At 46.2% G+C, this 23,436-nt stretch carries 29 protein-coding genes; 25 read left to right on the top strand and 4 right to left on the bottom strand.

The genetic code is table 11. From position 1 onward, the window contains the following. The 3 genes from CBF27_RS07785 to tnpB all read right to left on the bottom strand — a co-directional run. A partial coding sequence (locus CBF27_RS07785) for an IS66 family transposase (protein ID WP_148112286.1) occupies positions 1-275 on the bottom strand: 275 nt, incomplete at its 3' end. Positions 276-322: 47 nt separating this feature from the next. After that, a complete protein-coding gene (locus tag CBF27_RS14360) occupies positions 323-682 on the bottom strand; it encodes a transposase (RefSeq protein WP_245985998.1) in 360 nt (119 codons plus the stop codon). 167 nt (positions 683-849) lie between these two features. Next, on the bottom strand, positions 850-1,137 hold the full coding sequence (tnpB, locus tag CBF27_RS07795; RefSeq protein ID WP_126813756.1) for an IS66 family insertion sequence element accessory protein TnpB: 288 nt from the start codon (positions 1,135-1,137) through the stop codon (positions 850-852). Between the two features lie 238 nt (positions 1,138-1,375). Between tnpB and CBF27_RS07805 the strand changes: the two genes are divergently transcribed. From CBF27_RS07805 to CBF27_RS07815, 3 genes are read left to right on the top strand one after another with little or no spacing between them, the layout of a single operon-like run. Beyond that, positions 1,376-2,431: a DDE-type integrase/transposase/recombinase gene (locus CBF27_RS07805; RefSeq protein ID WP_126813757.1), complete on the top strand. Its 1,056-nt coding sequence runs from the start codon at positions 1,376-1,378 to the stop codon at positions 2,429-2,431. Continuing rightward, on the top strand, positions 2,428-3,156 hold the full coding sequence (gene istB, locus CBF27_RS07810; protein ID WP_126813758.1) for an IS21-like element helper ATPase IstB: 729 nt from the start codon (positions 2,428-2,430) through the stop codon (positions 3,154-3,156). The genes CBF27_RS07805 and istB overlap by 4 nt, the downstream gene beginning before the upstream one ends. A gap of 59 nt (positions 3,157-3,215) precedes the next feature. Then, positions 3,216-3,704, top strand: a complete 489-nt coding sequence (locus CBF27_RS07815; protein WP_211334638.1) for a transposase — start codon at positions 3,216-3,218, stop codon at positions 3,702-3,704. 388 nt (positions 3,705-4,092) lie between these two features. On the opposite strand, the gene CBF27_RS07820 is transcribed toward CBF27_RS07815, so the two are convergent. After that, a complete protein-coding gene (locus CBF27_RS07820; RefSeq protein ID WP_126813760.1) occupies positions 4,093-4,965 on the bottom strand; it encodes an LD-carboxypeptidase in 873 nt (290 codons plus the stop codon). Positions 4,966-5,168: 203 nt separating this feature from the next. On the opposite strand from CBF27_RS07820, the gene CBF27_RS07825 reads away from it, so the two are divergent. The 22 genes from CBF27_RS07825 (at position 5,169) to CBF27_RS07930 (ending at position 23,435) form a co-directional block, all read left to right on the top strand. Then, positions 5,169-5,543, top strand: a complete 375-nt coding sequence (locus CBF27_RS07825; RefSeq protein ID WP_126813761.1) for a hypothetical protein — start codon at positions 5,169-5,171, stop codon at positions 5,541-5,543. 154 nt (positions 5,544-5,697) lie between these two features. After that, positions 5,698-5,934 (top strand): preprotein translocase subunit SecG, encoded by a 237-nt coding sequence (gene secG, locus CBF27_RS07830; RefSeq protein WP_126813762.1) that lies wholly within the window; start codon positions 5,698-5,700, stop codon positions 5,932-5,934. A gap of 84 nt (positions 5,935-6,018) precedes the next feature. Next, a complete protein-coding gene (locus CBF27_RS07835; protein ID WP_126813763.1) occupies positions 6,019-6,777 on the top strand; it encodes an alpha/beta hydrolase in 759 nt (252 codons plus the stop codon). Further along, positions 6,774-9,125: a ribonuclease R gene (rnr, locus tag CBF27_RS07840; RefSeq protein ID WP_126813764.1), complete on the top strand. Its 2,352-nt coding sequence runs from the start codon at positions 6,774-6,776 to the stop codon at positions 9,123-9,125. Before CBF27_RS07835 ends, rnr begins: the two co-directional genes overlap by 4 nt. An 11-nt stretch (positions 9,126-9,136) precedes the next feature. Further along, positions 9,137-9,601, top strand: a complete 465-nt coding sequence (gene smpB / locus CBF27_RS07845; RefSeq protein WP_126813765.1) for an SsrA-binding protein SmpB — start codon at positions 9,137-9,139, stop codon at positions 9,599-9,601. 231 nt (positions 9,602-9,832) lie between these two features. Beyond that, complete coding sequence (gene atpB, locus CBF27_RS07850; protein WP_126813766.1) at positions 9,833-10,552, top strand: F0F1 ATP synthase subunit A; 720 nt, start codon at positions 9,833-9,835, stop codon at positions 10,550-10,552. Between the two features lie 43 nt (positions 10,553-10,595). After that, positions 10,596-10,808 carry a F0F1 ATP synthase subunit C gene (atpE, locus tag CBF27_RS07855; protein ID WP_126813767.1) on the top strand — a complete coding sequence of 71 codons (213 nt, stop codon included), beginning with the start codon at positions 10,596-10,598 and terminating at the stop codon, positions 10,806-10,808. 74 nt (positions 10,809-10,882) lie between these two features. Further along, the gene (gene atpF, locus CBF27_RS07860; RefSeq protein ID WP_126813768.1) at positions 10,883-11,404 is read left to right on the top strand and encodes a F0F1 ATP synthase subunit B; all 522 of its coding nucleotides are present in this window, start codon (positions 10,883-10,885) and stop codon (positions 11,402-11,404) included. Next, positions 11,397-11,936 carry an ATP synthase F1 subunit delta gene (gene atpH, locus CBF27_RS07865; protein ID WP_170175050.1) on the top strand — a complete coding sequence of 180 codons (540 nt, stop codon included), beginning with the start codon at positions 11,397-11,399 and terminating at the stop codon, positions 11,934-11,936. Before atpF ends, atpH begins: the two co-directional genes overlap by 8 nt. Before the next feature lie 31 nt (positions 11,937-11,967). Continuing rightward, positions 11,968-13,506: a F0F1 ATP synthase subunit alpha gene (gene atpA / locus CBF27_RS07870; RefSeq protein ID WP_126813770.1), complete on the top strand. Its 1,539-nt coding sequence runs from the start codon at positions 11,968-11,970 to the stop codon at positions 13,504-13,506. 17 nt (positions 13,507-13,523) lie between these two features. After that, entirely contained in the window at positions 13,524-14,441 is a 918-nt protein-coding gene (locus CBF27_RS07875; RefSeq protein WP_126813771.1) for a F0F1 ATP synthase subunit gamma, read from the top strand. Between the two features lie 19 nt (positions 14,442-14,460). Then, the gene (gene atpD, locus CBF27_RS07880) at positions 14,461-15,864 is read left to right on the top strand and encodes a F0F1 ATP synthase subunit beta (protein ID WP_126813772.1); all 1,404 of its coding nucleotides are present in this window, start codon (positions 14,461-14,463) and stop codon (positions 15,862-15,864) included. 12 nt (positions 15,865-15,876) lie between these two features. Continuing rightward, complete coding sequence (locus CBF27_RS07885) at positions 15,877-16,314, top strand: F0F1 ATP synthase subunit epsilon (RefSeq protein WP_126813773.1); 438 nt, start codon at positions 15,877-15,879, stop codon at positions 16,312-16,314. A gap of 57 nt (positions 16,315-16,371) precedes the next feature. Then, positions 16,372-16,611, top strand: coding sequence for a DUF1146 family protein (locus tag CBF27_RS07890; RefSeq protein WP_126813774.1), 240 nt, complete (start codon positions 16,372-16,374; stop codon positions 16,609-16,611). A gap of 115 nt (positions 16,612-16,726) precedes the next feature. Beyond that, the gene (gene murA / locus CBF27_RS07895) at positions 16,727-18,034 is read left to right on the top strand and encodes a UDP-N-acetylglucosamine 1-carboxyvinyltransferase (RefSeq protein ID WP_126813775.1); all 1,308 of its coding nucleotides are present in this window, start codon (positions 16,727-16,729) and stop codon (positions 18,032-18,034) included. 23 nt (positions 18,035-18,057) lie between these two features. Continuing rightward, positions 18,058-18,237 (top strand): DNA-directed RNA polymerase subunit beta, encoded by a 180-nt coding sequence (locus CBF27_RS07900; RefSeq protein WP_126813879.1) that lies wholly within the window; start codon positions 18,058-18,060, stop codon positions 18,235-18,237. Between the two features lie 76 nt (positions 18,238-18,313). Next, entirely contained in the window at positions 18,314-18,589 is a 276-nt protein-coding gene (gene yidD, locus CBF27_RS07905; RefSeq protein WP_126813776.1) for a membrane protein insertion efficiency factor YidD, read from the top strand. Positions 18,590-18,854: 265 nt separating this feature from the next. Then, positions 18,855-20,042, top strand: coding sequence for an ABC transporter substrate-binding protein (locus CBF27_RS07910; protein ID WP_126813777.1), 1,188 nt, complete (start codon positions 18,855-18,857; stop codon positions 20,040-20,042). Positions 20,043-20,111: 69 nt separating this feature from the next. Continuing rightward, on the top strand, positions 20,112-20,987 hold the full coding sequence (locus CBF27_RS07915) for a branched-chain amino acid ABC transporter permease (protein WP_126813778.1): 876 nt from the start codon (positions 20,112-20,114) through the stop codon (positions 20,985-20,987). A gap of 9 nt (positions 20,988-20,996) precedes the next feature. Then, complete coding sequence (locus CBF27_RS07920; RefSeq protein WP_126813779.1) at positions 20,997-21,977, top strand: branched-chain amino acid ABC transporter permease; 981 nt, start codon at positions 20,997-20,999, stop codon at positions 21,975-21,977. After that, a complete protein-coding gene (locus CBF27_RS07925) occupies positions 21,955-22,731 on the top strand; it encodes an ABC transporter ATP-binding protein (RefSeq protein WP_126813780.1) in 777 nt (258 codons plus the stop codon). The genes CBF27_RS07920 and CBF27_RS07925 overlap by 23 nt, the downstream gene beginning before the upstream one ends. Continuing rightward, positions 22,731-23,435, top strand: a complete 705-nt coding sequence (locus CBF27_RS07930; RefSeq protein ID WP_126813781.1) for an ABC transporter ATP-binding protein — start codon at positions 22,731-22,733, stop codon at positions 23,433-23,435. Before CBF27_RS07925 ends, CBF27_RS07930 begins: the two co-directional genes overlap by 1 nt. Position 23,436: the final 1 nt, after the last annotated feature.

Raw genomic sequence — 23,436 nt, forward strand, 5'->3', positions numbered from 1 at the left:
TAGACAATGGCCTGTTTGCCGTGACGATTGCTGCAGAATTGCCAGTAGTAAGTTTTTTCCTTCTGACTGTTGATGACACGATACGTCGTTTCATCCGCATGCAGGACGGTTTCCTGACACAGGTAATACTTGAGCCGCTCTGCAATTGGATCCAGCGCGTTCTTGACCGCCAGGATATGCCAGTTAGCGATGTTGCCCCGCGTAATAGCTAATCCATGGACGCGTTGCCAATACTCGATTTGACGGTAGCACGGCAGTTTTTGTTCAAATTTCATGAGTGCTGTCTGTGTTACGAGACTGTTTGATCCTAAACTATTGGGAATCAGCGGTTTTGGCACGGGCGCTTTTTTGAAAGACGGTCTACCTGCGTTGCGGGTGTTTCTGCAGAACGTGTTGCTTCTGACGGCTGGTCTTCCGAAAATAGGTTAAGCTGGCCGCTGACTTGATTCGATAATGTTTCTTTGGAGCGGCCAAAGCGTTTATCAGTCAAATAAGCTACTTGTTCACGCAATAACTTAACTTCAGCTATTAAGTGTTGATTGGCTTGATTTGTGGATTCGATTGTTCCTCTCAAATCCTCGATGGTTCCTTTTAACGTCTCAATGACTTGAAGCAAGATGGAAACATCGTTATTTTTGTTATTTTTAAAAATCTGATCATCAAATAAAGCCACTATTTCCACCGCATTTCTATCATTTTATTACGTTATTATTATACCATAAATCATCACAAAAAAACAGAGGGAAAGCGCATGAAATCAACCTTTCCGCGACTTTTTCTCTGTTAAAACTGGCCGTTAACACCGGGTTTTATTGCTCGTTTTTGGTCGATCGACAACCCATCTAACAACTAACGTATTTGTTGGTGCGTCAGCTGACGCACCTCGTCTTTTTTGCGCGGCCATTGCAGGCGTCCGTTTTCGATACGCTTGTAGCACAGCAGCCAGCCGTCACCATCCCAGTACAATAGTTTGAACCGGTCGCTTCGTCTGCTGCAAAACAGAAAGATCGCATCATCATAGACGTCCATCTGATAGTCTTGTTGGACGATACCAGCCAGATCATCGATTCCCTTGCGTAAATCACAAAAGCCAGTCACGATATAGACCTGTTTGACAGCTGTCAAATCAAGAAGCATCGGTATTCAGCTCCTTTAACACCGTTTGAAGAATGTATTGATTGATGCTGTTATAGATCAATACCTCGTTGCCATCTTTGTGTCTTAACCGCACCGCAAGTCTCGCTGGACGCGGTGTTTTTTGTCCGCACTTTTGACTTCTTCGATGAGTTGAATAGGGATTATTTCATTTGGTTTATGCAAATATGCCACCTCCATAGTTATTTGTTAGCTCAAGTATACTTGGGGGTGGCAGCAGATGATAGATACTGTTTTATCAGGCGCTTATTTCGGGACAATGGAAGTTGTTCATGAAGGAAGTTTTAAAGAGGTCAAAACCTTGGTCATGACGTTTCCTTTTAGTAACGCAGGCTTCGCAGTTGTCCTCCCAGCAGAAAATCAAGAGTGTCTGTTGGAAGGCATGAAAGAATTATTCAAACAAGCTGGAGGTGTTCCCACTAAGATAAGAATTGATAATATGTCAACAGCGGTAGTGACAAGAAAGTCAAGAACAGCTCCTGCTGTTCTCACAGACGGCTTTTTACAATTTGCCACGCATTATGGCTTTGAAACGCAAGTCTGTAATCCGCGCAGTGGACATGAAAAAGGAAGCGTTGAAAACAAAGTCGGTTATGTACGCTATCACTTCTTTGCTGGCTCCCCCATTATGAAAGATTTTACAAGTTTCAATCACGAGCTTGCCATCCAGTTAGTAAAAGATCAAGAAAGACGGCATTATGAAAAAGGGGTTCCAATCAAAGAGTTATGGCAAGAGGAAAAAAACGATTTGTTGAATTTGCCTGAAATGTCCTATCCTGTTTTCAAAGAAATAGAAGTTAAGGCAAATAAGTATAATGAGATTTCCCTTGATGGCGCTCGACTTCACATACCAAGATGTCGCAACCATTCTTTACTTTTTTGTTTGCTTAAAAGTGAAACCTATCAACTATTCAACGGGCAAGGAGAAGTGATTGATGAAGGTCCGCGTCCTTATATGCACAAAAAACGCGATATTGATTGGATGACGATTTTTATGGACTGGCGCAGAAAGTTGCGTTCCATGCCCTATTCACGGTATTGGAAATATTTACCTAGTCGTATTCAACTTTTTCTCAGTCATCCTGATTGGCAAACACAAGCTCATCGCGTTGAACAATTAATCAATTTTTTAACGACACAAGATATGTTGAGTATTGAAGAAAATCTTTATGAATTATTGTCTGAATCAAAAGATCCAGACATATATGAAGTGACTTGGCAATCCTATGATCAATTTCTTCAACCTTTTTCAGAAAAGAAGGTGGTTGAAGGATGAGCACACCACTAGAAGCTATTTGTAAACAACTGAAATTGCCACACTTATTGACTGTTTTAGGAGCAGATGGTTTTGAGACAAAAGAAGAATGGTTGTTATTTTTACTGCAAAACGAATTGCAGTGCCGCGAGGCACTCAAAGCCGCCAGACTCTATAAAAAAGCGAAGTTCCCAACAAAAAGAACCTTGGAAAACTTTGATTGGCATGACTATATCGCTTTACCTAAACCAACGACCCGGGAGGCATTAACAAGCTTGTCATTTATTCATCAAAGAGAGAATGCCGTTTTTGTGGGGACACCAGGTACTGGTAAAACTCATTTAGCCTGCGCCTTAGGTCATTTAGCGACTACTTCGGGCATTGAAACCCAGTTTTGGCGTGTTTCAGACCTTGTAGGTGAGCTAGAACTGCACTGGAAAAATCAAACCTTAAATCAGTTTAAGAGGCGCTTTGACCGGACAAAATTAGTCATCCTGGATGAAATGGGTTATGTCCCTTTTACAAAAGGAGGAGCGGAGCTCCTTTTCCAGCTGATAAGTGACTGGTATGAAACAAAAAGTATCATTATTACTAGTAATCTTGAGTTTAGTCAGTGGCATAAGGTTTTCTTAGATGCTCGACTGACCGCAGCTTTGGTGGATCGTTTAATCCATCATGCCCATATTTTAAGTTTTACGGGCGAAAGTTTTCGACTAAAAAATGCACTATCTACACCAAAATATTAAAGAACATTTTCAGGTGCAGAGTTGTGTACTTTTAGTCTGCAATATTGTGTAGAAAAGTCTTGCAAAACACACTTGAAGCAGGACATCAGGCCAAGTATGTCCTATTTGATTCTTGGTTTTCAAGTCCTAAAACGTTCCGTACCGTTTGTGAGTGTGGCTTGCACGTGGTAGCCATGGCTAAGCGCTCGTCTAAAGTTCACTACTGTTTTAAGCAAGAAATGGTTGACGTGAAAACCATTTTCAAACTGGAGAAGAAGCGCCGTGGGCGCTCCCGTTACTTACTTTCAGTAATCGTTAAAGCCGTCTATGAAGTTGGCAAAATCTTACCAATCAAACAGGTTTATGTACGCAACCGTGATAAACGCAACGAATATCTGGTATTGGCGCCAACGAATACGACCTTAACGGAAGCTGACATCATTCAACTTTATGGCAAGCGTTGGTCAAATAGAAGTCTATTTCAAGATGGGGAAACAGTACCTTCATCTTGCCAACTATCAAGGGCTATCATATTGACGGTATCTTTGCGCATTGCCTCCTCGTTGTGACAAGCTATCTAATATTGTCTCTTCGGTAACTTGACGAAACAGATGAGCGAACCATTGGTGAGTTATTTTATTTGAGGGTTGAGTAACTAAGCGATTTAACTGTCGCAAAAGCACTTCGCGATTTAATCGAACTATTCCGTGACGCATTTAAGGTGGAGCTCGTTCTTCGTAAGGATGTGTCAGACAACATTATTGATAAATTTATAGGAACATTGTCAATAATGATTCAAAAACAGTTACTGAGTACCGCGAAAGGCTATTATTTCGACTATAAACCCTGTTATCAAGGAATCAGTCCGTGAAATCAACTTTCGAGTTTTAGTCAATACCAAATATAAAAAGAGAATAACGAAAACTGGTGTTAATAGTTGTAAAAATTTATTAAAGATTAAATCAGAAACTGCTGGATCCTTAGGTCAGTCTCCCCATTCAACACCAGCGCTTTCGACAACCGTCCGTGCCCGACGTCATCGGTTTTGGCTACGGGCATTTTTTTATCAGGCAGGACATCCAGCAGCAAATCGCCAATTGTCTGTGTAGAGTCCGCGCGCTCGTAGTCTGTAAATGTTCCTAAAAGAATGCCGGACAGCTGCTGAAAATCTGGCAGTTGTGTCAGTTGATGAAAGTAGCTGAACTGCTTCTCGGTTAAACCGCCTTGGCTTTCGAGGAACAAGATGCGGTCTTTCAATGGCGGCAAATAGGGTGTGCCGGCTAATTTCAGAAAGCAGCGGATGTTACCGCCGATGAGCTGTCCGCTCATGCGATTGCCGCGGATAAACCGCCAGTCGACATCATACAAGCTGTTTTCGCCGTGAATAAAAGTTTCTGTAAAGCGGGCCAGTTGTTGACCAGTAGTGTCTTGCAGGATGGTTTTCAGTTGAAAGAGTCCTGTGGGGATGCCGGACTGGGCTGCAAGTGCATTGAGAACGGTCGTGACATCGCTGTAACCAAAAAAGGGTTTTGGGTGATTCTTGATGGCTGTGTAATTCAAAAAAGGCAGGACGCTGTTGGCCATGTCGCCGCCGGAAATATCAAAAATTGCTTTGATTGTTTTATCTGCAAAATACTGGTTGAGGATGGCGGCTTTTTCCTGATAATGACGTGTACTTCGGCTGAACAATAGCGGGCTTTCCGCCACTTCAATGCCGAGTTTATTGAGGACGGCTGTTAATTGACGAACGGTTTCTTTTTCTGATGCCGGCAAGGGATTGGAATTGCCGACAAGAGCGATTGTATCGCCCGGCTGGCAGACTAGATGCATCGTAATGACCTCCGATAATAATAATGATACCTTATTATACCAATAGCCTGCGTTAATTAAAAAAATCTTAGTTTGTGCCCCTTTTTTTTAGTAAATGGTACAATTTAAAATGGAACAGCCCGCCAGCGCGGGTTATGTGCGGAGCATTCCCGGAATGCCCGGCAATGAAGATTAGATGTATCAAGTGAAAGGGAGTAGTTGGGTTGTTGAAAAACGGGCAAAAAAAAGCAGTGATACATACGATTGCGTCACTGGCGCCAATCGTCTTTTTTGTGGTGTGGTCAGCATTGTTTGGCGGGTGGTCGCTTGCTAAAAAGCTGTCCGGCTGTGTGGTGATTATCGTTTGGGCAGCTGCAGACATTTATATGTATCAGGATAAGGCGGCTTGGAAAAAAAAGTTTTCCCAGTATGTTGCCGCTTATCAGCTGACACCAGAACAGTTGAGTGATGTGACGGGATTCAGCCGATATGATTTTTCGCGTGATAAAAAAGGACGGATGTTATTTGTTTTCTGTGCCAGTCCCAAAAAAAGACAACAAGTCCTATCCTGTTTGGAGGACGTTTTTGGTCCGGTTTAGCATTCGTCTTGAAAAAGCGGTGAAGCAAGCCGGCGTGATACGCAAAAAGATATGATGAATAGTAGAAAATCATGCAACAGTCATAGAAATTTTTTCAATAGTATGGTAAAATGACTTGGCATATGAGAAGACATAGAGAGCGAGGGAATATGTGATGTATAATATATTATTGACAGTGATGCTGATATTATCAGTGATTATAATTATCTCCATTATGATGCAGCCGACGAAACAGAACAGTGCTGCCAGTGCATTTACCGGCGGAGCTGCTGAATTGTTCGGCAAAACAAAAGCAAGAGGGTTTGAAGCAGTCATGCAGAAAGTGACAGCCGTGCTGACTCTGGCGTGGTTTGTCATTGCGATTGTACTTGCCTTTTTATCATCCAAGTAAATTTGTTGCATCTCCTGTCGAGACAGGAGATTTTTTTATTGATACAATGAAACAAGAGTCAAAGTTGTGAGAAGGGGGTAAATCATGTTACCTGAATCATTATATTTTAAAACTGGCGGGAAAAAAGCGGTGCTGTTGTTCCATGCCTATACCGGCAGTCCCAATGATGTCCGACTGCTGGCGCGGATGCTGGAGCGGCACGGCATCAGTGTTCTGGCACCGCTTTTCTCCGGTCACGGGACGGCCGAACCGCTGGACATTTTGTCTATTGATCCGTCTTCCTGGTGGGAGGATGCTGAGCGGGCCGTTGCCTTTTTGCAACATGAGGGTTTTGAGCAAATCGCGGTTTTCGGGCTGTCGATGGGCGGGATTTTTGCCATGAAGACACTCAGCCGTTTCCCGGCGATGGTCATCGGCGGCGGCGCCTTCAATTCGCCGCTCATACCGCAGCAGGACACGAAGATTTATCCGAGCTTTCTTGAGTATTGCAAGCTGGTTTACCGGCGCCGGAAGCTGCCTGAAGAAGCCGTTCAAGAAAAAATCATGCAGATAAAAGAACCGTTAAAAACGCAATTGGGAGCGATACATGACGTGACCAGTCAGGTGGTAGCGGATTTTGCGCAAATCCATCAAGATGTTTTTCTCGCTCAGTCCGGTAAAGATGAAATGATTGACGCCCTGAGCGTGTACCGGACCGGAGAACTGCTGTCACACACAAACCATGAGATTTTCTGGTATCCGGAAGCCACACATGTCATTACCGTGGGCAGCAACCGGTACCGTTTTGAAGCAGATGTACTGGCATTTATTGAGAAATTGCCGTGGGACGAGGTGAAAGAATGACCCAAACAATTAAACAAGCTGTGCTTGAGCTGCTGGCTGAAGGAACAAAAAAATCCTATGCCATGGAGCAGCTGGCTGAAGCACTGGGCTTGCAGAAAGGCAAGGACTTCAAAGAACTTGTCAAAACCGTTGCCCAGATGGAACGGGAACAAACAGTTGAATTTACAGGCAAAGGAAAAGTCAAGCTGGTCCAGCCTGATGTCCAGCTGGAAGGTATTTTCAGAGCGAACGAGCGCGGGTTCGGTTTTGTCACCATCGATGATGAAGAAGACGATGTGTTTATCCCGAATGATGCCACCGGCTATGCCATGGACGGGGATAAGGTTCTGATTGCCATCACGCGTCCGTCTAACCAGCTTGAGGGGCAGGCGGCTGAAGGGAAAGTCATGTCGGTAGTTGAACGTGCGGCTTCCCAGATTGTCGGCGTGTTCACGTCGTTTTCGGAAGAAGAAGTTGAAGAAACGGATTTATACGGTTACGTGACGCTACAGGAGAAAAAATTGAACCAGTTTAAAGTGTTCGTTGCGGCAACAGGCATCCGTCCGGTGAGCGGCAGTGTCGTGATTGTCGAAGTGACCCATTATCCGGAACACGGCTATGCACGAAGTTTGGAAGGTATCGTCAAAAAGGTGGTAGGGCATAAAGATGACCCCGGCATGGATATTTTGACGATTGTGATGCAGCATGGCATTCCTGTTGATTTTTCAGAAGAAGCTATGCGACAAGCGGAAGAGACACCAGATGAGGTGCTGCCGGCAGACTTGGCAGGTCGGCGTGATTTGCGCGACAAAGTTATTGTGACGATTGACGGCGAAGACGCCAAAGACTTGGACGATGCGGTCAGAGTCGAGCGTCTGGCCAATGGCAACTATTTTCTGGGTGTGTACATTGCCGATGTTTCGTACTATGTCACCGAAAACTCGCCGCTCGATCTGGATGCTGCCGACAGAGGCACCAGTGTGTATCTGACTGACCGGGTGATTCCGATGCTGCCGCATAAACTGTCTAACGGCATTTGTTCGTTGAATCCTCAGGTGGACCGGCTGGCAATGGCATGCGAGATGGAGATTACGCAGGAAGGCACCGTTGTTTCCTACGAGATTTTTGAAGCAGTGATCAATAGCAGTGCACGCATGACTTACACAGCAGTCAACGCAATACTGGAACAGCAGGACGAACAGACGCTGGCTGAATATGCCGAGCTTGTGCCGATGTTTCGTGAGATGGGGGATCTGCACCGCATTCTGGAAGAGATGAGGCGGCGGCGGGGCGCCATTTCCTTTGAAGACCGGGAAGCTAAAATTATCGTTGATGAAGCGGGACATCCGCTGGACATCCAGCTGCGGGCCCGAGGGGTCGGCGAACGATTGATCGAGTCGTTCATGCTGGCGGCCAACGAAACGATTGCACGACATTTTTACCGCCGGAAGCTGCCGTTCATCTACCGGATTCACGAGCAGCCGAAAGAGGAAAAAATGCAGCGGTTTTTCGAGTTCGTTACAAATTTCGGTATTTTGATTAAAGGAAAAAAAGAAGACGTGACACCGAAGGAACTGCAAAAAGTGCTGGACAGCGTGCACGGCAAGCCGGAAGAATCCGTCATCAACATGATGATGCTCCGCAGCCTGCAGCAGGCGTGCTATTCGGAAGTGGCGACCGGGCACTACGGCTTGGCAGCTGAGGATTACACGCATTTCACATCGCCGATTCGCCGTTATCCTGATTTGACCGTTCACCGTCTGATTCGCGAATACAGCCGGGAAAAAACAGTCAGCGACAAAACAAAGGCGAAGTGGCAGGAACAAATTCCGGACATCGCCGAACACAGTTCAATCGCCGAAAGACGGGCCGTGGATGCGGAACGAGACACCGATACGCTGAAAAAAGCAGAATTTATGATGGACAAAATTGATGAAGAGTTTGACGGTGTTGTTACTTCAGTCACCAAGTTTGGTCTGTTTGTCGAACTGCCGAATACGATTGAAGGTCTTGTGCATGTCAACACATTGAAAGACGATTACTATCACTTTATCGAAAATCACTTAATGCTTGTCGGCGAACGGACCAAGCGCTCATTTCGCATCGGGCAGAAGGTGACGGTCAAAGTGGTGAAAGCCGATCCGGAAAGTCGGGAAATCGATTTTAATATCGTCGCGTCCGAAGAGGTCAGGGAAACGCCGGCTTTGCCGAAACACGGCAAAGGAAAAAGACCGGCCCGCAGCAACGGTGCTGACAGAAGAAATAGAAAGGCCTCGCAGCGGAAAGACGCAAAACATAAAAATAAGCAAAAACAGCCTTTTTATAAGGAAGTTGTTAAAAAGAAAAAGAAGAAGAAAAATCGTAAGTGAGGGGTGAATGTATGCCTAAACCAACGGATAATGTCATTGCACAAAATCGGAAGGCCAGCCATGATTACACGATCATCGACACTGTTGAAGCAGGGGTTGTGTTAAAAGGCACGGAAATCAAATCCGTCCGCAACCGCCGAGTGAACTTAAAAGACGGATTTGCACGTATTAGGAACGGCGAAGCCTATTTGCTGAATGTCCATATCAGTCCCTACGAGCAGGGAAACCTGTTCAACCATGACCCGCTCAGAACGCGGAAGCTGCTCCTGCATAAGAAGCAGATAGCCCGTCTGGAGGCGGAAACCAAAAACAGCGGCGTGACATTGATTCCTTTGAAAATGTACCTTAAAAACGGCTTTGCCAAAGTACTGATCGGCATTGCCAAAGGAAAGAAAAAGTACGATAAACGGGAAGATTTGAAACGGAAAGACATTGACCGGGAAATCAGCCGCACACTAAAAGAAAGAAACAGGTAAAAAATACTTGCCAATACGACAGAATTTGCTAGAATAGGGGGATAAAGTCGCTCTCGCCAACGAACCTTTTTTGTGAAAAAACTTTGTAATATCGGTTTGTTGGTGGTATCATATGACTAGTTGAATATTTCAACAATTTATAGTTTTTTGTGCGATTTTATTCATTGTACATTGCCAGAGACTGACAACGATCCAATGAATCATTTTTCTTTAGAAAAGGGGTGAAGTGTGATGGAAGAAAAGTCCTGGATAATTAACATTGCGGGGCTATCATTTGATGGTACGATTTGCTTAATGACCATACTGACTTGTGCTATTATCTTTTGTCTTGTTTACTTTTTTGGCAGAAATCCAAAGATGAAACCGGGCAGAAAGCAAAATGCACTGGAATATCTGGTCGAGTTTATCAGGGGGATTGTTTCAGACAATGTGCCTGCTAAGGAAGTGAACGACTATCATTTGTTAGCTTTTACGTTTTTCATGTTTATTTTAGTGTCTAACCTTATAGGTTTAGTGACGAAGATAACAATCTTTCCGAGTGACACCAACTTTTGGAAGAGTCCAACGGCTGATCCAATCGTGACCATGACGCTGGCACTGATTGTCGTGCTGCTGACCAACTATTTTGGGATCAAAAAACAAGGGTTCCGAAAATTTTTCGTAAACAGCTACATGAGTCCGGTGAAATTTTTAACACCGATCAAGATTATGGAGGACTTTACCAATGTATTAACACTGGGACTTCGTCTCTACGGAAACATTTATGCCGGCGAAGTGTTGCTGACGCTGATTGCAAGTTTAGGCACAAGCAGTAAGTTTACGTTTCTCCCGGCGTTGCCGCTGGAAGTTATTTGGCAGGGTTTTTCAGTCTTTATTGGTGCCATCCAAGCTTACATCTTTGTAACTTTGACAATGGTGTACCTGTCTCATAAAATTGAAGTTGAAGAATAGCAATATTAGATTTTTAAATGTGAAATTAGGAGGAGAATGCATCATGCAATACATTGCAGCAGCAATCGCAGTTTTTGGCTCGGCAATCGCCGCAGCATATGGTAACGGAAAAGTTATTTCCAAAACTTTGGAGTCTATGACAAGACAGCCTGAAATGGCTGGACAATTGAGAGCCACCATGTTTATTGGTGTTGGTATCATCGAAGCTGTTCCTATTTTGGGGATTGTTATCGCCTTGCTCTTGGTGTTCAAGTAGAATAATTCACCGGGAAGTAGTGTGCCAACTACTTTCTTTTTGATGTAGCAACTTAGGAAGGAAGTGTAACAACTATGTTCAGTGATCTGGTCGTTGCCAGCACGACGTCAACTACGTTAGGCTCGATGCTCTTTGTTTCGTTGTCTTTTTTGGTGTTACTGCTTTTACTGAAAAAGTTTGCATGGCAGCCTGTCATTCGTATGCTTGATCAGCGGGCAGATAAAATTTCCAATGACATCGACTCTGCGGAGAGCTCCAGACGGGCAGCAGACAAACTGGTTGAACAGCGGGAGAGTGAACTGCAGCAATCTCGTATAGAAGCGCGTGCAATCATCAGTGAAGCAAAAGAAACAGCTGAAAACAGTGCTTACAGTATTATTGAAAATGCTAAGAAACATGCACAAGACATGAAAGAACAAGCTGAAAAAGAAATACGTATTGAACGAGAAAAAATGATGGATGATTCCAAGAAGGAAGTAGCGGAACTTTCCATTCAGATTGCATCTAAAATATTGAAAAAGGAAATTTCCCTTGATGTTCATCAAGAACTGATTCAATCCAGCATTGACAGACTAGAAGGTGATGGGGATGAATAAGCAGTATACGACAGCACGTACCTACGGCAAAGCATTGTTTAATGAAGCTGAAAAAAACAACGAAGTGACGGATGATTTTCAGGAACTGCTGAAACTAAGAGATGTCTATCGGGATGTCCCGGAACTGGGAGAAATGCTGACGGACAACAGGTTGAGCGTATATGAAAAGGTAAGTATCATTAGTGAATTGGAAAACAGCTTTGGCAAAACTGTTGCCAAGTTTATCCACATGATTTATGATTACGGCCGCATGGACGAACTGCCGGAAATGATTGATGAGTTTGAGCGGGAATACTACAAACGCTCGGGCATCATTGTCGCAAGAGTGACAACGGCTGTTCCGTTAAGTCAAGAGCAGCGGCATGATTTGGAAAATAACATTGCTGAATATTTCAACGCCGATAAAGCCATGCTGAATGCGAAAATCGACCCGTCCATCATCGGCGGCGTCATCATCGAAACAGAAGGCAGCATCATTGATCAAAGTATCAAGACGGAGCTGGAAAATATGCATGCGGCATTAATGAAATGATGCTGATCGAAAGTGGTAAGAGGTGAAAAATATGAGTATCAGCGCACGAGAAATTAGTTTACATATAAAAAAACAAATAGCGGATTTTGAAGAGTCCTTGACAGTCGACGAAATAGGCACAGTCAGCTATGTCGGAGATGGTATTGCGCGGGCTTACGGACTTGAAAATGCCATGTCAGGCGAGTTGGTATCCTTTGCTAACGGCGCTTACGGAATGATTCAAAATTTGGAATCAGACAGCGTTGGTATCATTGTTCTTGGAGATTATGAGCATATCCGAGAAGGAGATAAAGTCAAACGTACCAGAAAAATCATGGAAGTCCCAGTCGGCGAAGAACTGATTGGACGGGTGGTCAATCCGCTTGGACAACCGATTGACGGGCTCGGCGACATCAATACGACCCGTACACGGCCGATTGAAGCACCGGCACCCGGTGTCATGGACAGACAATCGGTAGACGAGCCGCTGCAGACAGGACTCAAAGCGATTGATGCACTTGTTCCGATCGGCAGAGGCCAGCGTGAATTGATTATCGGTGATAGAAAGACCGGCAAAACGTCCATTGCCATTGATACGATCATCAATCAAAAAGATGAAAACATTATCTGTATCTATGTGGCAATCGGACAAAAAGAATCCACAGTCAGAACACAAGTTGAGACGTTGAAGAAATTTGGCGCGATGGACTACACGATCGTTGTATCAGCCAGTGCCTCACAACCGGCGCCTCTGCTTTATATTGCGCCGTATTCCGGTTCAGCGATGGGCGAGGAATTCATGTATAACGGCAAACACGTCCTAGTCATTTTTGACGACTTATCCAAACAAGCGGCGGCTTACCGTGAAATTTCCCTGCTGTTGAGAAGACCGCCGGGACGTGAAGCTTACCCAGGGGACGTCTTTTATCTGCATTCCCGTTTGTTGGAAAGAGCGGCTAAACTGAATGAGGAACTTGGCGGCGGCTCGATGACCGCCCTGCCGTTTGTTGAGACACAGGCAGGAGATATCTCGGCCTATATCCCGACAAACGTCATCTCTATTACAGACGGCCAAATCTTCCTTGAGAGCGACTTGTTCTATTCCGGGGTCAGACCCGCAGTTGATGCTGGACTATCGGTGTCCCGGGTAGGTGGTTCTGCCCAAATCAAAGCGATGAAAAAAGTAGCGGGAACGCTGCGCTTGGATTTGGCAAGCTACCGTGAGCTAGAGGCCTTTACGCAGTTTGGTTCGGATCTGGATGCGGCGACACAAGCCAAACTGAATCGCGGACGCCGGACTATTGAAGTGCTGAAACAGAATGTGCACGAACCGCTCTCGGTTGAGAAGCAGGTTATTATTTTGTACGCTCTGACAAAAGGATTTCTTGACACGATTCCAGTCGGGGATATACTGCGGTTTGAAAAAGAACTGCTGGAGTACATCGGCAATAACTATCCGGCAGTTTTTGATACCATCCGCAGCACGAAAAATCTGCCGGAGAGCGACGTCATCGATCAGGCGATTGATGAATTCAAAGGTATTTTTTCATCTACCAAGTTTTCCGTGGCAGAAGCTCTGAAAAATTCGTAGAAAGTCGGTGATTTAAAATGAGTGGTTCGTTGGTAGATATCAAGAAGCGGATTGCTTCCACAGAAAAAACAAGTCATATTACCAGTGCCATGCAGATGGTCGCCGCCTCGAAACTGACTAAATCGGAGCAGTCTTCCAGACGTTTTCAGCTGTACGCTTCCAAAGTGCGTGAGATTGTGACGCACCTGGCTTCTACACAATTAAAAGCTCTGGATAACATAGATGAAGACGGGGAAGAGTCAGGAATGATGGAAGCTTATCACAAAATGCTGGTAGCCCGTCCGGTAAAGCGGACCGGCTACATCGTCATCAGCTCCGACAAAGGGCTGGCAGGCGGCTACAACAGCTCCGTGATAAAAAACACCGTCGACATATTTGAAAAGTATCACAAAGATCCTCATGAAATCGTGTTGATGACAATCGGCAACACGGCTTCCGAGTTTTTTAAAAATCAGAACATGCAGGTTTCTTATGAATTGAAAGGCGTCAGCGACCACCCTGCATTTTATGAAGTCAACCGGATTGTTTCCACAGCTATTCAGATGTACCATAACGAATTGTTTGATGAATTGTACGTATGTTACAATCACCACGTCAACACGCTGACTTCCGCTTTCCGGGCAGAAAAGATTTTGCCGATTGTGGATTTGGACGTCAGGGAAGCGAAAAGTTATGAACAAGAGTACATTCTGGAACCGTCCGAGGATGTGATTTTAAATACGCTGCTGCCGCAATACGCGGAAAGTTTGATTTTCGGTGCCGTTCTTGATGCGAAAACAGCTGAGCATGCCGCTCGGATGACAGCCATGAAGAGTGCCACAGAGAATGCAAACACGATTATTGATGATTTGACTATTTCCTATAACCGGGCACGTCAAACGGCTATCACCCAAGAGATTACGGAGATAGTCGGCGGCGCGGCGGCGTTGGAGTAGTAAAGGGGAGGAACATGAGATGAAATCAGGAAAAATTGCTCAAGTAATTGGCCCAGTTGTTGACGTTGAATTCCCCCTAGACCAATCTTTACCTAATATTAACGATGCCTTGATTGTTTATAAAAAAGATAATAAGACAAAAGTTGTTTTAGAGATTGCCTTGGAACTGGGAGATGGAATGGTCAGAACCATCGCCATGGAGTCAACTGACGGTCTGCAGCGGGGGATGGAAGTGCTCCATACCGGCCAACCGATTACAGTGCCTGTCGGTGAGGAAACGTTGGGCCGGGTATTCAACGTACTGGGCGACACGATTGACCGTGACGAAGCATTGCCCGAAACAATGAAGCGGGAAGCAATTCACAAAAAAGCGCCCACCTATGAAGAATTGAGCACGGCCACTGAAATTTTGGAAACAGGTATCAAAGTCATAGATTTGCTGGCCCCTTATTTGAAAGGCGGAAAAATCGGACTGTTCGGCGGTGCCGGTGTAGGTAAAACAGTTCTGATCCAAGAACTGATTCACAACATCGCCCAAGAACACGGCGGGATTTCCGTATTCACCGGTGTCGGTGAACGGACACGTGAAGGGAATGACCTGTACTTTGAAATGAAGGAATCCGGCGTTATTGAAAAGACGGCGATGGTCTTCGGGCAGATGAATGAACCGCCCGGTGCCAGAATGCGTGTCGCGCTGGTCGGCTTGACATTGGCGGAATATTTCCGTGATGTTGCCAATCAGGATGTCCTGCTGTTTATTGATAATATTTTCCGGTTTACCCAAGCCGGCTCGGAAGTCTCGGCTCTGTTAGGCCGGATGCCGTCAGCAGTAGGCTACCAGCCGACACTGGCGACGGAAATGGGCCAGCTGCAGGAACGGATTACATCAACCCGGAACGGCTCCATCACATCCATTCAGGCGATTTATGTGCCGGCGGATGACTATACTGACCCTGCACCGGCGACAGCATTTGCTCACTTGGACGCGACCACCAACCTTGAACGGCGCTTGACTGAACAGGGGATTTACCCGGCGGTCGACCCGCTGGCCTCCACCTCCAGTGCGCTCGAACCCGGCATAGTCGGCCAAGAGCACTACGAGGTCGCCACAGAAGTACAGCGGCTGCTTCAGCGTTACAAAGAACTGCAAGACATCATTGCGATTTTAGGGATGGACGAGCTGTCTGATTCTGAGAAAGTGATTGTTGCCAGAGCCAGACGGATTCAGTTTTTCCTATCACAAAACTTCCATGTCGCTGAACAATTTACGGGTCAGCCGGGGAGCTATGTGCCGCTCAGCGAGACAATTCGCGGATTTAAGGAAATTCTTGAAGGTAAACATGACAATCTGCCGGAAGAAGCGTTTCGGAACGTCGGACGAATTGAGGATGCGGTCGCTAAAGCCGAGCAACTTGGCTACTAAAGGAGTGACACCATGAATTTATTCACTGTCAATATTGTAACGCCCGACGGGATTATCTATGACCATCAGGCCAGATTCTTGCTGGCGAAAACCCAGGCCGGTGATTTGGGGATTTTGGCGAATCATGCGCCGCTGGTGGCACCGCTTTTGATTGAAGCTGTCAGAATCGACCGGTTTACCGATGAAGGCCAGACTAATCTAGCGTCTGACTGGGTAGCCGTCAACGGCGGGATTATGGAAGTGCGTGACAACGTCGTCTCCATTATTGCCAACAGTGCGGAAACCGAGCAGGACATTGATATCAGCCGTGCTGAACGGGCGAAAAAACGGGCCGAGGAAAAAATCGCCAGAGCGAAAGCCGAAAGGGATGCGACTGTCGATTTGGACCGTGCCGAAGTGGCTCTTCACAGAGCATTGAACCGTTTGAAAGTAGCAAACAAAAGAAGGTAGAGGGTCTCAGACTCTTTACCTCTTTCTTTATGCCGAATCACGAAAGGTGGTCGTAACATGCAAGTTTTTGGGATAGATGCAATCGTCCGGATTGTCAGCCACGTGACATTTATTTACCTGATTTTTTGGGGCTTCCGCTCCGTCCGGCTGGACACATTTTTCCAAAAGGGTGCCAATAACACTCAGATACGTGTCATGATATTGAGTTTCTCAATTATTTCAGGCTATTTGTTAAGTTCTTTTTTCCTGGAAATAATCAGCTTGTCCCGGAATATCTTTGTGACATGGCTGCCGTAATAAATGACACACCTGACATCTATATGACAAAAATCAAAAAAATTACTCAATAAGCGCTAAACATGATATAATGTCAGGGTCATATGCAATTACTGCAATTTCTGGGGGGAACATAATGGAGTATATGATTGTACGCAGCGGCAGACAATTAGAAGGAACCGTTAAAATCGAAGGCGCCAAAAATGCTGTGCTGCCGATTCTAGCCGCGACAATTCTAGCTGAAGAAGGTCGATCGGTCATTGATAATGCCCCGATACTTTCGGACGTCATGATGATGAATAAAGTAATTGAACATTTAAATACCAGCGTAACTTTTGAAAAAGACAAAAACCGCATCACTGTGGACGCAACTCAGCCGCTCTGTGCCGAGGCGCCATTTGAATACGTGAGTCAAATGCGTGCATCGATTGTCGTTATGGGCCCGCTGCTTGCAAGAAATAAACATGCAAAAGTTGCGATGCCCGGCGGATGCGCGATCGGCAAACGCCCGATCGACTTGCATTTAAAAGGATTTCAAGCACTGGGAGCGACCATCAAGCAGGAAAACGGGTATATCGAAGCCTATGCGGATGAACTGACAGGCGCGCGTATCTACTTGGACTTTCCAAGTGTCGGTGCGACACAGAACATTATGATGGCAGCTGTTAAAGCAAAAGGCACTACGATTATTGAAAACGTGGCCCGCGAGCCTGAAATCGTCGATTTGGCTAATTATCTGAACAAGATGGGAGCAAACGTTTTTGGTGCCGGAACTGAAACGATTCGTATCGAAGGTGTGGACAAGCTGACGGGAATCGAGCATTCCGTCGTTCAGGATAGAATCGAAGCAGGCACGTTCATGGTTGCCGCAGCCATCACTCAAGGCAACGTGCTGATTGAAGACGGCATCATGGAACATAATCGTCCGCTGATTTCCAAACTGCGTGAAATGGGCGCGGTGGTGGAAGAAGAAGCCGGCGGTATCCGGGTCATCGGTCCGGAAACAATCAAAGCGGCCGACATCAAGACTCTGCCGCATCCGGGATTCCCGACAGACATGCAGGCACAGATGAGCGCCTTGCAAGTTGTAGCAGACGGCACCAGTGTGTTATCGGAAACGGTGTTTGAAAACCGGTTCCAGCACTTGAACGAAATGAACCGCATGGGTGCAAATTATACCATTCAAAATAATGTGGCATATATCAAAGGAGTGTCGAAGCTTCAAGGAACGGAAGTCGCAGCAACAGACTTGCGTGCCGCGGCTGCCCTGATTCTGGTCGGGCTGGTGGCTGAGGGCGTGACCCGTGTGACCCATTTGGAATATCTTGACCGCGGTTATTATGAATTTCATAAAAAACTGCAAAAGCTGGGAGCTGATATTGAGCGTGTCGATGACCGCGACAATGTCCCACAGCCGTCATCTGAACAATTAATCAATCGCTAACTGATGTGGAGGTGTATCTATTGGTGGACGGTACAGGCAGAAGAGTCCTTTTTCAGTTGCTGAAAATCTTGCTGGTCGTGCTTGGACTGATTGTCCTATTTCTGATAGGTACCATGGTCGGTTATGGTGTGATTGGCAAAGGCGACATGTTTGAGGTGTTTCAGAAAGAAACATGGCAGCATATTTTTGATTTTATGAGATAAAACTGATAAGTCAAAACCGGTCCAGTTTTCCGGTTTTGGCTATTTCTTATTGCAACAGTGAGTGAAGAGGGAATATATGAAATCGATAATCATTACGTTAGTCAGAGGCTACCAGCGTTTTATTTCGCCGTTGTTTCCGAGAAGCTGCCGCTATCATCCGACGTGCTCTCAATACATGGTGGATGCTGTGCACACACACGGTGCGGCGAAAGGTTTCCTGATGGGCATTGCCCGGATATTAAGATGTCAGCCATTGGCCAAGGGCGGCATCGACTATGTCCCGCTCCATTTCTCTCTTAGAAAGAATCCGGATGAAACGTATCATGGCCCTTATGATAAACGGGTCAAGTAAGAGGCAATCAATTGTAACCAAGCAGGCAGGGCGAAACAGGCCCTGTTTTTTTATACATCCGGACAGCTTGTGCTTTTTCGCACAAAAATCTGTTCATTAATGAACCGAATGTCAAAAGAAATCGGGCGCCAACGCGGAAACAGTACTTTTTTTGAGAATAATCCAAATATTCAGAAAATTCATTGACATTCTCTTTTTTTTGTTTTATATTTGTATACATCTATAAAAAATATAGTGCTTAGGATTAATTTAGGGGGAGATTAATATGAAAAAACTGACAGGAGTATTGATGGCGAGTTTGTTTCTGCTGGCTGCGTGCGGCAGTCCGGGCGGAGGCAGCACATCCGGCTCAAAAGAGAGCCAAGGAGACAGCGACACAGTCAAAATCGGTGCGAACCTTGAGTTGTCCGGCGGCGTTTCAGCATACGGCAACCAGGAGAAGGAAGGCATCGATCTGGCGGTGGAGGAAATCAATGCCGCTGGAGGTATCAACGGCAAGAAAGTCGAAATTGTTGCGAAGGACAACAAATCTGAAACCGCAGAAGCAGCAGCGGTAGCAGCAAGTTTAACAAATAATGACAACGTCGTCGCGATTATCGGACCGGCGACATCCGGTGCGACTAAGGCCACGATTCCGAATGCCACTAAAGCCAAAGTACCGGTCATCACACCTTCAGGAACGGATGACGGCATCACAGTGACCGGTGAAGGCGACAGCAAAAAGGTTCAGGAATATATTTTCCGGACATGTTTCCAAGACTCGCTGCAAGGCGTCATCTTGGCGAATTACGGTACAGACACGCTGAAAGCTGAAAAAGCGGTCATCATCGGCGATGTTTCCAGCGACTATGCCAAAGGCCTGACCAAGTCATTCAAAGATACCTTTAAAGGCGAGATTGTATCCGAGGAAAGCTTCAACGCAGATGACAAAGATTTTAAAGCCATCCTGACGAAGATAAAAGGCAAGGATTTTGATTTCATCTACCTGCCCGGCTACTATGAACAAGCGGGCGCTATCATCAAGCAGGCGCGCGAAATGGGCATTGAACAGCCGATTCTTGGCGCGGACGGATTCTCCGATGCCAAGCTGATTGACATTGCCGGCGCTGAGAATGTCAATAACATTTTCTACACGGCGCATTTCTCTGAAAATGCACCGGCCAGCGACAAAGTAACAGCGTTTATTGATGCGTTCAAGGAAAAATATGATAAATCACCAAGCTCATTTAATGCACTGGCTTATGATTCGGTTTACATGATCAAAGCAGCTTTGGAGTCAGCGGGAGAAGACGCCGATGGCGAGAAACTGGCCAAGGAACTATCTTCACTGAAAGACTTTGAAGGTGTCACTGGTACGATGAGTATGGATGAGAATCACAATCCGTCGAAAGATCTGGTCGTTATCGGACTGGAAAAAGGCAAAGAAGTATCAGCAGAGACTGTCAAACCATAATAACATGTCATAAACAAGGTGTATCTCATAACATGCACCTTGTTTTTTACTGAAAGAAAGGGAATCGCTATGGAATTTATACAGCAATTGGTCAATGGACTGTCGCTGGGCAGTGTTTATGCGTTGATAGCATTAGGCTATACGATGGTTTACGGCATTATCAAGTTAATTAATTTTGCCCACGGGGAAGTGTATATGCTGGGTGCTTTTATCGGTTATTTTGTCATCAATACGTTTCAGCTCAGCTTTTTTCCGGCATTGTTAGTTTCAATGCTGGCGTGTGCGGCTATCGGAGTCATCATCGAGTTTCTGGCTTATCGCCCATTGAGAAATTCGACGCGGATTGCCGCGCTGATTACGGCAATCGGCGTGTCCTTTTTACTTCAAAACCTGATGATTTATTTTGTCAAATCGGATCGGCGCGCGTTTCCGCAAATCATCCGCAACCAGAACTATGATTTGAAGTTGTTTACGATTAGTAAAATCGAACTGTTGATTTTATCAACAGCCGTTATTTTGATGATTCTGCTGCAGCTTGTCGTCAAGTATACTAAGATGGGAAAAGCGATGCGTGCTGTGAGTGTAGATGCAGACGCGGCGCAGCTGATGGGGATTAATGTCAACCGGACCATCTCCTTCACGTTTGCGATTGGTTCCGCATTGGCCGGTGCCGGCGGCGTGTTGATCGGGCTATACTATAATAGTATCGACCCGATGATGGGCGTTGCGCCTGGATTGAAGGCCTTTATTGCGGCTGTGCTAGGCGGAATCGGGATTATCCCCGGTGCGGCACTTGGCGGGTTTACCATCGGTGTGGTGGAAACCATTGTCAGTGCGCTTGGTTACACGGCATACAAAGACGCGGTGGTCTACGCCATCTTGATTATAATTTTGCTTATCCGGCCATCCGGACTGTTAGGCAAAAATGTGAAAGAGAAAGTGTAGGTGAGACTCATGAAAAAAAATCTGAAAATCAATGCCGTTTGGGTGGCAATCATGGTCCTCGCCTTTGCCGCGATTGGTATCAGCTACTCAGTCGGGTTAATCAATCCTTATATCGAAACGACGCTCGTGCAAATCGGTATCAATATTATCCTTGCAGTCGGCTTGAATCTGGTGATTGGTTTCTCCGGACAATTTTCTTTGGGCCATGCAGGATTTATGGCGATTGGTGCTTATGCGACTGCCATCGCCTCGTTAAAGAATCCGACATTCGGCGGGTTCGCCACAGGCATGCTGGCCGGAATGGTTTTGTCGGGGGCTGTGGCGCTGGTCGTCGGGATTCCCACGCTGCGTTTGAAAGGCGACTATTTGGCGATTGCAACACTGGGCGTGTCCGAAATCATCCGTGTGCTGATTGTGAATCTGGACACGGTCACAAACGGGCCGGCGGGTCTGTTCGGCATCACACCATTTGTGACATGGTCGATGGTCTTCGGCTTTGTCGTGGTGACGACGCTGGTCACCGTCAACTACATACACAGTGGCGCCGGCAGGGCCACATTATCAGTGCGTGAGAATGAAATCGCCGCAGAAGCCATGGGTGTCAATACGACGAAGTATAAAGTGACAGCCTTTGTCATCGGCGCAATGACGGCCGCACTGGCAGGGGGCTTGCACGCCAGCTATATTCAGACGATTTTACCGAAGGACTTTGCATTTATGAAGTCGATTGATATTCTGATCATCGTTGTGTTCGGCGGTGTCGGCAGTGTGACTGGCTCATTTATCGCTGCCATCGTGCTTGGGTTGTTAAATATGTTTTTACAGGACTTCGGCCAGCTGCGTATGATTATTTATGCGTTGGCGCTCATTATCATCATGATTTTCAAACCGAGCGGTCTGATGGGAACATGGGAATTTTCTGTCAAGCGGCTGTTTGAGAAAAAAGCTAAAAAAGGGGGAAACGCTGATGTCTCTTCTGAAAGTAACTAGTTTGACAAAAAATTTCGGGGGGCTGGCGGCCGTTTCCAATGTGAACTTAACGTTAGAAGCGAATGAACTGGTCGGCTTGATTGGTCCGAACGGCGCAGGGAAAACGACCCTCTTTAATTTGCTGACAGGTGTATACGAGCCGTCCGAGGGAAGTGTCACGCTGGAAGTAGCAGGAAAAGAAACTAAAATTGACGGTATGAAGCCGTATAAAATTGCCAACTTAGGATTGAGCCGCACGTTTCAAAACATTCGTCTCTTTAAAGATTTGAGTGTGATGGATAACGTGCTGATTGCGATGAACAGCAAAAAGCCGCAAGGGATACTGACGGGGATTTTGCGTCTGCCGGCTTTCTATAAGCAAGAAGACGAGATGCGTCAGAAGGCGCTGGAATTGCTGAGCATGTTTGATATGGCAGACAAGGAGCGGGTGTTGGCGAAGAATCTGCCTTACGGCGAACAGCGCCGTCTGGAAATTGTGCGGGCGCTGGCGACAGAGCCTAACGTGCTGTTTCTGGATGAGCCGGCAGCCGGCATGAATCCGCAGGAAACGGCAGAGCTGACCGATTTGATTCGCAGTGTTCAGGAGAAGTTTGAGTTGACGATTTTACTGATTGAGCATGACATGTCGCTGGTCATGGATGTTTGCCAGCGGATTTATGTGTTGGAATACGGCAGAATCATCGCGCACGGCCTGCCGGCAGAGATTAAAGCCAACCCGAAAGTTATCCAAGCTTATTTAGGCGGTGAGATATAATGTTGAAGATAAGAGATATGTCTGTGCACTACGGCATGATTCAAGCGGTCAAGCAGGTCAGTTTTGACGTGCAGGAAGGCGAAATCGTTTCGTTGATTGGGGCTAACGGTGCAGGCAAGACAACTATTTTGCGCACGATTTCCGGGCTGATTCGTCCCACTTCCGGCGAGATTTCTTTTGAAAATCAGGATATCACGAAAATGGGAGCGCAGAAAATCGTTGCCGCCGGCTTGTCGCAAGTACCTGAGGGTCGTCACGTCTTTCCGGGGATGACGGTTTTGGAAAACCTGGAAATGGGTGCGTATTTGCAAACAGATAAAGCATCCAATAAGCAAATGATGGCGACGGTTTTTGAGCGTTTCCCGATTCTGGAAGAGCGGAAGCATCAGGACGCGGCCACGCTGTCCGGCGGCGAGCAGCAAATGCTGGCAATGGGCAGGGCGCTGATGTCGCGACCGAAGCTGTTGCTTTTAGATGAACCGTCGATGGGGCTGGCACCGATTTTCATTCGTGAGATTTTTGCTATCGTGCAGGAGATTCAGAAACAAGGCACGACGGTGCTGCTGATTGAACAAAATGCGAAGATGGCACTGTCGATTGCCGACAGAGGGTATGTACTGGAAACCGGGAAAATCGTCCTGAGCGGTACCGGCCAGGAATTGTTGGCGAGTGATGAAGTTCAGAAAGCTTATTTGGGGGGATAAA

This window comes from Vagococcus acidifermentans (assembly GCF_003987655.1).
GTDB classification, from domain to species: Bacteria; Bacillota; Bacilli; order Lactobacillales; family Vagococcaceae; genus Vagococcus_B; species Vagococcus_B acidifermentans.